The sequence below is a fragment of the Polynucleobacter sp. MWH-UH2A genome (assembly GCF_018687195.1).
Lineage (GTDB): Bacteria > Pseudomonadota > Gammaproteobacteria > Burkholderiales > Burkholderiaceae > Polynucleobacter.
The window spans coordinates 1729713-1742470 of record NZ_CP061321.1; the positions used below are offsets into that span (position 1 = coordinate 1729713).

Here is a 12758-nt window from a genome sequence, read left to right on the forward strand (position 1 = left end):
CTTTAAGCGCACTTCTTTCGTTTTCATATGCAAACTCAACTCGCTCCCCAATTTGCCAATACACCCGAAGGCACTGAAGCCGCACGCATTTTAGGAAAATGTGTTCATTGTGGTTTTTGTACTGCAACTTGCCCAACCTATCAGTTACTTGGCGATGAATTAGATGGTCCGCGTGGTCGCATCTATTTAATTAAACAGATTGCAGAAGGACAAGCACCCACTGAAAAGACTCGCTTGCACTTGGATCGCTGCTTAACTTGTCGCAATTGTGAAAGTACCTGCCCCAGCGGAGTTCAATACGGCAATTTGGTTGATATTGGGCGTAAGTGGGCCGAAGAAAATACCCCTGCACGCCCAATTAGCGAACGATTTACTCGTTGGGCCCTCAAAGAAGGTCTTACAAAGCCCTCTTTGTTTAATTCAGCAATGTCTTTAGGTCGCTTAGTACGGCCATTAATGCCCAATGGCATTAAACGCAAGATTCCGCTTGTGAAAAATAAGGCGCTAGATCAACAGATCAATCCTTATGCCAGACCCGATACAGAACACGCTCGCAAGATGCTCATTCTTGAGGGCTGCGTTCAACCCGGCATGCTCCCGAATATTAACTCTGCTACGGCAAGAGTACTAGATGCCCTCAAAATCCAACTTGTCAGTGCACCAAGTGCTACCTGCTGTGGTGCACTTCGTTACCACCTTAACGATCAAACGGGTGGCCTAGACAACGTTAAACAAAATATTGATGCTTGGTGGCCAATGGTAGAAAACGGCGTTGAGGCAATCATCATGACAGCCTCTGGTTGTGGCGTGATGGTGAAAGACTACGGACATCTATTAGCAAATGACCCTGTTTACGCAACTAAAGCCAAGAAAATTTCGGATCTGACAAAAGATATTTCCGAGGTAATGGCAGCATTACAAAATGAACTTGTCGAATTAATTGGTACCGATCAAAAACCGGGCGTGGTCTATCACCCACCCTGCACTCTTCAACATGGTCAACAAATTCGAGGCAAAGTTGAAGGCTTGCTTAGCAACTTAGGCATTGGTGTTCGCCTGTGCAATGACAGCCACCTCTGTTGCGGCTCTGCTGGCACCTACTCAGTGACTCAGCCTGAACTTTCTGAGCAATTGCGCAAAAATAAGTTGAATAACTTAACAGTTGCCTGCGAAGAGTCTGGCGCCGATGTCATTGTTTCTGGAAATATTGGTTGCATTACCCATCTCCAACAAGATGAGAAGCCCGTCTTACACTGGATTGAAATCGTTGATCAACTCATTGGTAAGCAAGTACGGAGCAAATGAAATCAATCGTTGTTAATCTGATTCAGGTTAAGGAACGCATCGAGCTTGCGGCCCTAGCGGCAAAGCGTGAACCTGAAGAGATTGAGCTCTTAGCAGTTAGCAAGACATTTCCTGCTAGTGCGATTGAAGAAGCAATGCATGCCGGCCAATCGGCTTTTGGTGAAAATTACGTCCAAGAGGCCGTAGAAAAAATTACTCAGCTTGAAAAGCTACGCCCTTGGTTAGTGTGGCACTTCATCGGCCCACTGCAAAGTAACAAAACCCGTGATGTTGCCGAGCATTTCGACTGGGTTCATAGTGTTGACCGACTGAAGATTGCAGAGCGCCTCTCGGCTCAGCGTGGAGAGTTTCCCGACTTGCCTGAATTACAAGTCTGCATACAAGTAAATGTTAGCGAGGAAGAGAGCAAAAGCGGCGTTCCTCTCTCAGATGCACTAGAACTCTGTGATGTCGTCAGTAAGCTGCCAAATATTGTCCTTCGAGGCCTCATGGCGATTCCAGAACCAACTTCAGATCCACTAAAGCAGCGCCAAGCGTTTGCGGCAGTACGTGACTGTTTCAAGCAAATTCAATCGAATCGTTTGGTCGACCCAGGCTATCAATCTTTTGACACCCTATCGATGGGCATGTCGGACGATCTCGAGGCCGCCATTGCAGAAGGAAGCACAATGGTTCGGGTGGGAACCGCCATTTTTGGGAAGCGCGATAAGATTACAAAATGAGCCAACAAATGACCAATCAAAATAATAGCAACGCACACATCACCTTTATCGGCGGTGGCAATATGGGGCGCGCCTTAATTAGCGGCTTACTGGCAAATGGATTTGAACCCAATCAAATTTCAGTAGTAGAAGCAAATGCAAGTACCGCTCTCAAGCTATATGAAGATTTTGGCGTTCAAGGCATTGGCGCCCTTGAGCAAATTGCATTTGATTTCTCCAAAAATAATGTAGTAGTGATGGCCATCAAACCGCAAGACTTTAATGTCGTTGCTAAAGGGCTGGCTTCTAAACTTAAGCATGCTAGTGCACCGGGTCCTTTGATCTTAAGTATTGCCGCTGGTATTCGGCTCAAAGATATGAGTCGCTGGCTAGATCACACACGCTGTGTGCGAGCAATGCCAAATACTCCTGCTTTGATTGGTAAAGGCATTACCGGACTATTCGCTGATGCCGCTGTTAATGCATCCGATCGCGCGCTTGCTCAAACCATTTGTACTGCCGTAGGTCAAACTGTTTGGGTATCCGATGAAAAACTGATGGATGCGGTTACTGCAGTCTCTGGTAGTGGCCCTGCTTATGTTTTTGCTTTCTTGGAAGCAATGCAATCTGCTGGTGAAAAATTGGGCTTAGATGCTAAGACGGCTCGTCAGTTAGCCTATGCCACGCTCGAAGGCGCCACTCAATTAGCTCACAACTCTGATGAACATGCCGGCATTTTGCGTGAACGCGTTACCTCTAAAGGCGGTACCACTGCAGCAGCCTTGGATGTCATGAAGCAACATGGCTGGCATGAGATCTTAGAGAAAGCGATTGATGCCGCTAGTCAACGCGGCAAAACGATGGGCGATGAACTAGGGCAACGCTAATTGATGCTCAATCCGAGCACAATTCCTAAGAACAAAAATCCACCCAACCAATTGTTATGGCGAAAAGCGAGGAAACACTCCTCGCGCTCTCGAGTTGAAACTAGTTGCAAGTGATAGATAGCGCAAGCTAGCGCCATAAACCAACCTACTAAAAAGTAATTACTCAGATCTGCCAACTGCGCTACCCACAGTTGAGTAATGAATAAAATTCCGTAGCAAATACCAATCGCAGCGACATCATATTTTCCGAAGGTAATCGCCGAAGTGCGCAAACCCAAGCGCAAATCGTCTTCTCGATCCACCATGGCATAGGCAGTGTCATAGGCTATCGCCCAAAATATATTGCCCACAAATAGAACCCATGCCTCTAGTGGAATAAAGTTTAGGATTGCAGCATATGCCATAGGAATACCAAACCCAAAAGCAACCCCCAGGATTGCTTGAGGCATTGCAAAAAAACGCTTAGTAAATGGGTAAATAAATGCCACCGCTAACGCAAGTACTGATAATTGCTTGGTAAAGGCATTTAATGGTTGAATTAATAGAAACGCAATCAAAGCTAGAATGAAAGCGACAGCTACAGCTTCTTTGCCAGAAATCTTGCCACTGGTTACTGGACGTTCTTTGGTTCTTTGTACATGACGATCAAAATCGCGGTCAGCGTAATCATTCATAGCGCAACCAGCACTGCGCATCAAGAAAGTACCTGCTACAAAAATAAACAAGATATTGAGATCTGGCATCCCAGAACTAGCTAGCCATAGGGCCCATAGAGTTGGCCACAATAGTAATAGAGTTCCAATCGGCTTATCTAAGCGGATCAGATGGGCATAAGCCCGTAGTCGTTCATGAAAAGACATATTCAGAATTATGCCTTCAGAAATTCTGCGCGGGAGCCAAGCCAGCGCTCTAAGTGATGCTCAACGATTTCACCATGGTCTCTTAACAAACGTTCAGCCGCTTTTTGCGCCAGCTCGATTAACCAAGCGTCTCGCTGCAAGTCAACAAAACGTAGCATGGCATCCCCCGATTGCTTGGCACCCAAAAGCTCTCCAGGGCCACGAAGCGATAAATCACGCTCTGCAATGACAAATCCATCGGATGTTTCGCGTAAAGTTTGCAAGCGTTCTTTTGCCGCTAATGACAAAGGTTCTGCATACATCAAAATACATACCGAATCTGCCGACCCGCGACCCACACGCCCACGTAGCTGATGAATTTGAGCGTACCCAAAACGTTCAGCATGCTCAATCACCATGAGTGCTGCATTAGGGACATCAACCCCCACTTCAATCACCGTAGTCGCAACCAATAATTGAATTTCATTAATCTTAAATGCAGCCATGACCGCCGCCTTCTCATCGGCCTTTAAGCGCCCATGAACTAGGCCCACTTTGAATTCTGGCAAGGCCTTGGTGAGCTCTTCAAAACTCTCAACCGCAGTTTGTAGTTGCAGCGCCTCAGATTCCTCAATCAAAGGGCATACCCAGTACGCTTGTAAACCTTTCGAAAGCCAACTTTGCAAACCATGGGTCACCTCTTCTCTTCGACTTGCTTTCACCACTTTAGTGGCAATTGGCTTACGCCCTGGAGGCAGCTCATCAATTACCGAAACATCTAAATCGGCGTAATAGGTCATCGCCAAGGTGCGTGGAATTGGCGTTGCAGACATCATGAGTTGGTGGCAATAAAATAATTCTGAGCCGACTCTCTGCTGAATTTCTAAACGTTGTCGGACACCAAATCGATGTTGCTCATCAATCACAGCCAAACCCAATTTGGCAAAGTGCACATTCTCTTGAATTAAGGCATGAGTGCCAACAACGAGTTGAGCAACGCCACTCTCAATCAACTCTTGTGCCAATTTCTTTTCTTTCGCTTTCAAGCTTCCCGATAACCAAGCGATTTGGACTCCTAGGGGCTCAAACCATTCCCTCATTTTGAGGTAATGTTGCTCAGCCAGTATCTCGGTTGGCGCCATGATTGCCGCCTGATAACCATGATCCATCACCCGTGCTGCAGCCAATGCGGCAATAACCGTCTTTCCACTACCAACATCACCTTGTAGCAAGCGATTCATTGGGAACGATTGCGATAAGTCCACTCCAATTTCATCCCAGACACGAGACTGAGCCCCGGTTAATTGAAATGGCAAGGCATTTAACAAACCTTTTTCAAGACTGATGCTTGATACATCACTTTTATGGAAGCTTGATGCCTGCCGTTCTCGACGAATCGCATGTGCACGTTTTAATGAAATCTGTTGCGCTAGCAATTCCTCAAACTGAACACGACGCCATGCAGGATGCGTACGCTCCAACAATGCTTGCGTATCCGCATCTGCTGGCGGTTGATGCAGATACGTAATAGCAGATTGCAAACTAGGCCAATCATTGCTTGGTAATAACTGACCCATTAATTGGATCGGCAGAAATTCCGCCAAACTTTCTTGCAAGCTTGGGTCTCGTAGCGCCTGATTAATCGCCTTACGAATTGCCGCTTGAGAAACGCCAGCGCTTGCTGGGTAAACAGGCGTCAAGCTGGTTGGCAATGGTGTATCTGGCGCAACGGCGCGCACTGTCGGATGAACCATCTCGGCACCCTGAAATCCTTCGCGTATCTCGCCCCGCACTCGAATATGGGCACCAACAGCCATTTGCTTTTGCTGACTTGGATAAAAATTGAGGAAACGCAAATGCAAAGTTTCTGTGTTGTCCTCTATCGTGACAAGCATTTGTCTTCTAGGTCTAAATAATACCTGGTTACGAATCACCACACCCTGAGTCTGAACTGAGCCAAATCGCCCCTGAATCAGGGCCTCATCAATCGAAAGTAACTCCGTCTCATCCTCATAACGAGAAGGAAGATGCAAAGCGAGGGCCATAGGGCTATCTAAACCCATTTTTTGGAGTGTGTTTGGCGCTTGCTTGGTAGTCATCGTTAAAATCTAATACCTGATGGTAATGCTATGCAACTCTCCGACTTTAATTACGAACTCCCACCCGAACTAATCGCTCAGCACCCCTTGGCGAATAGAACTGATAGCCGCCTCCTAGAGCTTAAGCCAAATGGAGATGTGGGTGTTCAATTGCTAGATCGACAGTTTAAGGACATCCTAGACCTTATTAATCCAGGGGACTTGCTGGTCTTTAATGACACCAAAGTTATCCCGGCCAGACTGCATGGCAAAAAGGAGACAGGCGGGAACATTGAACTGCTCATCGAGCGGATTAGTGGCGACCAACAAGCCTGGGTCCAAATCAGAGCATCAAGAGTGCCTAAGACTGGTGATATCGTTCGTATTCACAATGCCGCAGGTGAATCCTTCCCAGCAGAAATGATTGGTCACGATGGGCGCTTTTATGAGGTTCGCTTCCCAGAAAATATTTTCTCCTTGCTTGAGCGCTTTGGTGAATTACCTCTCCCTCCCTATATTGAGCATCAGCCTGACAGCAATGATGCGCAGCGCTATCAAACCGTCATCGCCAAAAATCCGGGCGCAGTAGCAGCACCTACTGCTGGTCTTCATTTTGATGAAAACATCCTGACGCAACTGGAAGCTCGGGGAGTTCATCGAGCTACTGTCACCTTACATGTCGGCGCGGGCACCTTTACTCCTGTACGCGAAGAAGACTTATCGAAACATCAAATGCATTATGAATGGTTCTCGATTCCAGACTCAACGCTAGATGCGATTAAAAAAACGCATCAAGAGGGGAAACGTGTGATTGCTGTTGGCACAACTAGCTTACGAGCCTTAGAAAGTCAGGCGTTAAGCCAGAAAAATAGCGGCGAAACCAATCTCTTTATTACCCCTGGATTTCAATTTAAAACAGTGGATTGCCTGTTAACAAACTTCCATCTGCCAAAATCCACCCTATTAATGCTGGTAAGTGCTTTTGCTGGCATGGATAATATTCGTGCAGCTTATCAACATGCTATTCATCAAAAATATCGTTTCTTTAGTTATGGCGACGCGATGTTTTTAAGTCGACTCGGAAAACCATCACCATGACCAAACCTGTTCATTTTTCAATTTTGGCAAAGGACTCTACAAGTCCAGCACGACTTGGTCAGCTCGATCTTCCGCATGGCAGTGTGCAAACCCCTATCTTCATGCCAGTAGGAACTTATGGCACGGTAAAGGCCATGACTCCGCGCGATCTCAATGAAGCAAAAGCGCAAATTATTTTAGGTAACACCTTTCATCTCTGGCTCAGACCAGGCTTAGATGTCATCAGAAAACATGGTGGCCTTCATCGCTTTATGGGCTGGGATAAACCCATCCTCACGGACTCAGGTGGCTTTCAAGTGTTTAGCTTGGGCGCACTAAGAAAGATTTCAGAAGAAGGTGTTACTTTTGCCTCGCCCATCAATGGTGACAAACTCTTTATGTCGCCTGAAGTTTCAATGGAAATTCAGGCAGTGCTTAATAGCGACATTGCAATGCAATTCGATGAGTGCACTCCCTATGAAACTAAGGGTCAAGCTACTAGCGAAAAAACAGCGCGCGCATCTCTTGAAATGTCTTTGCGCTGGGGTGACCGCTCATTAAAACGTTTTCGTGAGCTCAATACTGGTAATGGACTCTTCGGCATTGTTCAGGGAGGCATGTTTGAAAATCTTCGCGAGTTTTCTTTGAATGCCGTGAGTCAACAAGGCTTTGATGGCATTGCCATTGGCGGTCTATCCGTTGGCGAACCAAAACCAGAGTTCGAACGCATTCTCAATTTCACTGCGCCCAAATTACCTGAGCACATGCCTCACTACCTCATGGGCGTAGGTACCCCAGAAGATCTCATCTTGGGTGTAAGCCTAGGGATCGATATGTTCGACTGCGTCATGCCTACTCGAAATGCACGCAATGGTTGGCTCTTTACTCGCTTTGGTGATTTGAAACTGCGTAATTCTGGCTACAAAGATGATGATCGACCATTGGACCCAACTTGCGCTTGCTACACCTGCCAAAATTTCACTAGGTCCTATTTAAACCACCTCCAAAAAGCCAACGAAATTCTTGGATCTCAGCTCAATACGATCCATAACCTCTCGTACTACTTGCAACTAATGGCTGAGGTTAGGGAGGCCTTAAGCAAAGACCGCTTTAGCGCATATCGCGAGGAATTCCATGCCAATCGTCAGCGAGGCGTAGAGCCAGGGCAGGATTAATCCCCTCTAGGGGCAATAAACCCCTTCAAATCACCTCCAAAGCCCCATACAGTTTAGAATTGCGGGTTTACGGCTTTCTCTTAAAAGCTTAAAAATGCAGCAGTTTCCAATTAGTCATTAACGGAGGTTTGATATGTGGATTAGTAACGCTTTTGCCCAGGCTCCAGCTGCGGGCGCAGATGCAGGTGGCTTGATGAGCTTCCTCCCTTTAATCTTGATGTTCGCAGTGTTGTACTTCATCATGATTCGCCCACAAATGAAGCGCCAAAAAGAAACAAAAGCAATGCTCGAAGCGCTCGCAGTAGGCGATGAAGTGGTGACTGTTGGCGGCATCATGGGAAAAGTAACTGCATTGAAAGATCAAGTCGTTACTGTTGAAATTTCTGCTGGCACTGAAGTGCAATTACAGAAAGGTGCCATTACCACTGTGTTGCCTAAAGGCACATTGAAGTCCGCTTAATTTTTATTAAAAGTATCTCGACATGAATCGCTATCCTCTCTGGAAATATTTAGTCATCATCATTGCCTTACTGATTGGTGGACTATATTCATTACCCAATTTCTATGGAGAGGCTCCAGCGGTTCAGGTCTCATCTGCCAAACCAACTATTAAAGTGGATTTAGCAACGCAATCTCGTGTTGAAAAAATCCTGGCTGATGCCAGCATTGACAACACCGGCATATTTTTTGAAGCCGCAGGCAATGTAGGCTCCATTAAGATTCGCTTTAACAACACCGATATTCAGTTGCGTGCTCGCGACCTTTTGCAGCAAAAACTGAATGCTGATCAGAATGACCCTAACTACACCGTAGCTCTTAATCTCCTGTCGAATACGCCAGGCTGGCTTAATGCGATTAATGCACTACCGATGCCATTGGGCCTTGATTTACGCGGCGGCGTCTACTTTCTCTTGCAAGTGGACATGAAGGGTGCGGTGCAAAAGAAAGTGACTTCATTGGCTACCGATATCCGCAGCCAATTGCGCGATAAAAGTATTCGTCATCAAGGCATTGATCGTGGGGTTGATTCCATCACGATTAATTTTGGTAGCGCTGATGAAGCGGAAGCTGCTCGCTCACTTTTGAATACATCCCAACCTGATCTCACTTGGTTAGTGAAAGCAAATGGTAGTGCCACAAAGCTATTAGGCGAATTCAAACCGAAAGCATTAAAAGATATTCAAGACAATGCGGTAAAACAAAACATCATTACCTTAAACAAGCGCGTCAATGAGTTAGCAGTAAAAGAACCCGTAATCCAACAACAGGGGGCTGAACGAATTGTTGTACAGCTTCCAGGCGTGCAAGATACTGCTCGCGCCAAAGATATCATTGGTCGTACTGCAACACTAGAATCTCGCCTTGCCGATCCGTTGGTATCGACCATTGGGGTTGGTGAAACGCCACCCCCCGGAATGGACACCTTCCGCTTTGGCGAAAACCGCTTGGGCGTCTTTAAAAAGTCAGTCATTTTTAGCGGCGATCGCATTACCGATGCCAGTGCCGGCTTTGATCAAAACCAGCGTCCTGCAGTCAACATCTCCCTAGATGCCGCTGGTGGCCGTGTCATGCAAGAAGTCACCCGTGAAAACATTGGCAAACCCATGGGCATGATTTTGTTTGAAAAAGGCAAAGGTGAAGTTCTGACTATTGCCACTATTCAAGGCGAATTTGGCTCTAAATTTCAGATTACCGGCCAACCAACCACTGAGAGCGCCAATGACTTAGCACTCTTATTGCGCGCTGGATCACTTGCCGCACCAATGGAAATTATTGAAGAACGCACGATTGGTCCTAGCTTAGGCGCCGAGAATATTGAAAAAGGATTTAAATCTCTTTTGATCGGCTTTACTGCAATCGCAATTTTCATGATGGTTTACTACATGCTATTTGGAACTTTCTCCGTAGTGGCTTTGGCAGTCAACCTACTCCTATTGATTTCAGTCCTATCTATGCTGCAAGCCACCCTCACACTACCAGGCATCGCCGCTATGGCTTTAGCGCTTGGTATGGCGATTGACTCTAACGTATTAATTAACGAGCGTATTCGTGAAGAGCTGCGCAATGGGTCTTCACCTCAAACTGCGATTGCAATTGGTTTCGACAAAGCGTGGGCCACCATCTTGGACTCTAACGTGACAACCTTAATCGCAGGCCTTGCGCTCTTGGCTTTTGGTTCCGGTCCGATCAAAGGCTTTGCCGTGGTTCATTGCCTCGGCATTTTGACTTCGATGTTCTCTGCCGTCTTCTTCTCACGCGGCCTGGTCAATCTTTGGTATGGCCGACATAAGAAAATTCAGAAGCTCGCGATTGGCCAAGTTTGGCGCCCACAGGAGAAATAAGTCATGGAATTTTTTCGTATCAAAAAAGATATTCCATTCATGCGCCATGCATTGGTGCTAAATGCGATTTCTTTAATTACTTTTTTAGCGGCTGTCTTTTTCCTTTGGCATAACGGCTTACACCTCTCCATTGAATTTACTGGCGGCACCGTCATGGAGGTGTCTTACCCCCAGACTGCACCACTAGATTCGATTCGCGCCAAAGTAGAAAAGTTAGGTTATGCGGATACGCAAATCCAAAACTTTGGTAGCTCACGTGATGTCATGATTCGTTTGCCTTTACAAAAAGATGCTGAAGGCAAGCTAATTTCATCAGCCGATCAAAGCAATGCGGTGATGCAAGCACTTGATCCCGCTAGCTCTGGTGTAAAGCTCCAGCGAGTTGAATTCGTTGGACCACAAGTAGGCCAAGAATTGGCGATTGACGGTTTAAAAGCCTTGGTATTTGTGATCATCGGTATCGTGCTTTACCTCTCCTTCCGTTTCGAATGGAAATTTGCACTCGCCGGCATCATTGCGAACTTGCATGACGTTGTCATCATTCTGGGCTTCTTTGCTTTTTTCCACTGGGAGTTCTCGCTCTCCGTGCTAGCCGCAGTGCTTGCAGTGCTTGGCTACTCCGTGAATGAATCAGTGGTGATCTTTGACCGTATTCGCGAAAATTTCCGCAAGTACCGCAAGATGAATACCCGCGAAATTATCGACAACGCAATCACCAGCACAATTAGCCGTACCGTCATTACCCATGGCAGCACTGAGATGATGGTTCTAGCTATGCTGATCTTTGGTGGCCCAACGCTGTTTTATTTCGCTCTAGCTCTTACCATTGGTATTTTGTTTGGTATTTACTCTTCCGTATTCGTTGCGGCAGCATTAGCAATGTGGCTAGGTGTAACTCGCGAAGACCTAGTTAAGGGTGATAAAAAACCTGATGACAATGCCCGTAATGAAGATCCGAACTATGGAGCTCGGGTTTAAGCTACAGCTTAAATAAACAGATTCCGCTAGGCGGCAATTTGTTGATCAAGGGCAGCTAAGATATTTTTAGTTGCGCCTTGATGTTCAACGGCATAGGCTTTAGCTGCCATAGACATCTTGCTAAGTTCAGCAGCATGCAAAAGCAATTCTTTCAGTGATTCCATTAGCGCCACAGTCTGCCCAAGTAGTAACTCACCGTTAACCCGCTTTGCCGCACCAATTGCAATCGCATCTAGAGCCGCTTGCTGAAAATTGTAGGTATGCTCACCTAGCAAGACCGGACAACCTGCAGCGCAGGCCTCAATCAAATTCTGGCCTCCGAAAGGCAATAGGCTGCCACCCATCACAACGAAATTTGAGGCGCTGTAATACATCGGCATCTCGCCCATGGAGTCGCCTAGAACTACGTCAATCCCAGCAAAATCGCTCGAGATCTCCTTTAGTTCAGATCGAACTTGAAACCTCAAACCAGTCGCTCGTATTTGACTTGCCACTTCTGTAAAGCGCTCGGGATGCCGTGGCACGATGCACAGTAGCGGCGCTGTTTGAAAGGCATGGTCCTGCAGCAAATCTTTCCAGGCCTTGAGAATTATTTCTTCTTCGCCATCACGTGTGCTGGCAGCACAAACCATTAGCCGTCCACCCGCATGTAAATCCTGTTGCCATTTTTTACCCTGCGCTACCAATGTTGGATCCAATGGAACATCAAACTTAAGGTTGCCAGTAACCTGAACATTGATTACGCCAAGACTGCGATAACGCTGCGCATCAAATTCCGTTTGCGCCAAAATGCCGGCAAAAGCCTGAAATAATGCCCGTCCAGCATTACCAAATCGATTCACACGACGTGCACTTCTTTCGGATAATCGAGCATTAATTAAAAACAAAGGCAGCCCGATTTGTTTGCAACGAAATACCGCTGTTGGCCAAGCCTCGGTTTCCATGAAGAGACCAAACTTAGGTTTAAAAGTTTTTAGAAAGTGCTCAACAGACCAGCACAGGTCGTAAGGTAAATACACCTGACGAACTTGTCCTGTAGCAATAGCATTGGAGAAAAGCTGCTTCCCTGTTCTGCGACCATTTAAGGTCATGTGAGTGAGCAATATCGATTGGCCACGCGCTAAATACGCCTCAATGAGAGGTTGGGTTGCCCGCGTCTCGCCAACGGACACGGCATGTATCCAAATACAATCCCTTGGAATGGGTTTGTCATAGCCAAAACCAAGACGCTCAGGAATGTGGTGTAAATACGCAAAAGAGTATCTGGCACGCCAGGCTAAACGCACAAACGCAAATGGCAATAACAGGTGCCACAGCAATTGATATACAGCAAACCAGAACCGAGGGCGTGCCCCGTATTCTGAGCTCGAGTTCAC

Annotated in this window: 11 protein-coding genes; 8 read left to right on the forward strand and 3 right to left on the reverse strand. The window is 46.6% G+C overall.

Features of this window, described 5'->3' with window-relative positions:
• Window positions 1-27 precede the first annotated feature (27 nt).
• The 3 genes from glcF to proC are packed head-to-tail and all read left to right on the forward strand — an operon-like array spanning window position 28 to window position 2893.
• Window positions 28-1305, forward strand: coding sequence for a glycolate oxidase subunit GlcF (glcF, locus tag IC571_RS08950; RefSeq protein WP_215316121.1), 1278 nt, complete (start codon window positions 28-30; stop codon window positions 1303-1305).
• Window positions 1302-2027: a YggS family pyridoxal phosphate-dependent enzyme gene (locus tag IC571_RS08955; protein ID WP_215316123.1), complete on the forward strand. Its 726-nt coding sequence runs from the start codon at window positions 1302-1304 to the stop codon at window positions 2025-2027. Before glcF ends, IC571_RS08955 begins: the two co-directional genes overlap by 4 nt.
• Before the next feature lie 8 nt (window positions 2028-2035).
• Window positions 2036-2893 (forward strand): pyrroline-5-carboxylate reductase, encoded by an 858-nt coding sequence (gene proC, locus IC571_RS08960; protein ID WP_215316125.1) that lies wholly within the window; start codon window positions 2036-2038, stop codon window positions 2891-2893.
• On the opposite strand, the gene ubiA is transcribed toward proC, so the two are convergent.
• Window positions 2890-3753 (reverse strand): 4-hydroxybenzoate octaprenyltransferase, encoded by an 864-nt coding sequence (gene ubiA, locus IC571_RS08965; RefSeq protein ID WP_215316127.1) that lies wholly within the window; start codon window positions 3751-3753, stop codon window positions 2890-2892. The genes proC and ubiA overlap by 4 nt on opposite strands.
• An 8-nt stretch (window positions 3754-3761) precedes the next feature.
• Window positions 3762-5831 (reverse strand): ATP-dependent DNA helicase RecG, encoded by a 2070-nt coding sequence (gene recG / locus IC571_RS08970; RefSeq protein WP_215316129.1) that lies wholly within the window; start codon window positions 5829-5831, stop codon window positions 3762-3764.
• A 30-nt stretch (window positions 5832-5861) separates the two neighbouring features.
• On the opposite strand from recG, the gene queA reads away from it, so the two are divergent.
• The 5 genes from queA (at window position 5862) to secF (ending at window position 11382) form a co-directional block, all read left to right on the forward strand.
• Window positions 5862-6908: a tRNA preQ1(34) S-adenosylmethionine ribosyltransferase-isomerase QueA gene (queA, locus tag IC571_RS08975; RefSeq protein ID WP_215316131.1), complete on the forward strand. Its 1047-nt coding sequence runs from the start codon at window positions 5862-5864 to the stop codon at window positions 6906-6908.
• Window positions 6905-8062: a tRNA guanosine(34) transglycosylase Tgt gene (gene tgt, locus IC571_RS08980; protein ID WP_215316133.1), complete on the forward strand. Its 1158-nt coding sequence runs from the start codon at window positions 6905-6907 to the stop codon at window positions 8060-8062. The genes queA and tgt overlap by 4 nt, the downstream gene beginning before the upstream one ends.
• 133 nt (window positions 8063-8195) lie before the next feature.
• Entirely contained in the window at window positions 8196-8522 is a 327-nt protein-coding gene (yajC, locus tag IC571_RS08985; protein ID WP_173956385.1) for a preprotein translocase subunit YajC, read from the forward strand.
• Window positions 8523-8544: 22 nt separating this feature from the next.
• On the forward strand, window positions 8545-10404 hold the full coding sequence (secD, locus tag IC571_RS08990; RefSeq protein WP_215316135.1) for a protein translocase subunit SecD: 1860 nt from the start codon (window positions 8545-8547) through the stop codon (window positions 10402-10404).
• A 3-nt stretch (window positions 10405-10407) separates the two neighbouring features.
• Window positions 10408-11382, forward strand: coding sequence for a protein translocase subunit SecF (gene secF / locus IC571_RS08995; RefSeq protein ID WP_215316137.1), 975 nt, complete (start codon window positions 10408-10410; stop codon window positions 11380-11382).
• Window positions 11383-11408: 26 nt separating this feature from the next.
• On the opposite strand, the gene IC571_RS09000 is transcribed toward secF, so the two are convergent.
• Window positions 11409-12758, reverse strand: coding sequence for a 3-deoxy-D-manno-octulosonic acid transferase (locus tag IC571_RS09000; RefSeq protein WP_371742891.1), 1350 nt, complete (start codon window positions 12756-12758; stop codon window positions 11409-11411).

Excerpts from the sequence above, each read along its gene's own strand:
- queA (WP_215316131.1), top strand. The coding sequence starts at position 5,862 with ATGCAACTCTCCGACTTTAATTACGAACTCCCACCCGAACTAATCGCT.
- tgt (WP_215316133.1), top strand. The coding sequence starts at position 6,905 with ATGACCAAACCTGTTCATTTTTCAATTTTGGCAAAGGACTCTACAAGT.
- recG (WP_215316129.1), bottom strand. The coding sequence starts at position 5,831 with ATGACTACCAAGCAAGCGCCAAACACACTCCAAAAAATGGGTTTAGAT.
- yajC (WP_173956385.1), top strand. The coding sequence starts at position 8,196 with ATGTGGATTAGTAACGCTTTTGCCCAGGCTCCAGCTGCGGGCGCAGAT.
- secD (WP_215316135.1), top strand. The coding sequence starts at position 8,545 with ATGAATCGCTATCCTCTCTGGAAATATTTAGTCATCATCATTGCCTTA.
- glcF (WP_215316121.1), top strand. The coding sequence starts at position 28 with ATGCAAACTCAACTCGCTCCCCAATTTGCCAATACACCCGAAGGCACT.
- ubiA (WP_215316127.1), bottom strand. The coding sequence starts at position 3,753 with ATGTCTTTTCATGAACGACTACGGGCTTATGCCCATCTGATCCGCTTA.
- secF (WP_215316137.1), top strand. The coding sequence starts at position 10,408 with ATGGAATTTTTTCGTATCAAAAAAGATATTCCATTCATGCGCCATGCA.
- proC (WP_215316125.1), top strand. The coding sequence starts at position 2,036 with ATGACCAATCAAAATAATAGCAACGCACACATCACCTTTATCGGCGGT.
- IC571_RS08955 (WP_215316123.1), top strand. The coding sequence starts at position 1,302 with ATGAAATCAATCGTTGTTAATCTGATTCAGGTTAAGGAACGCATCGAG.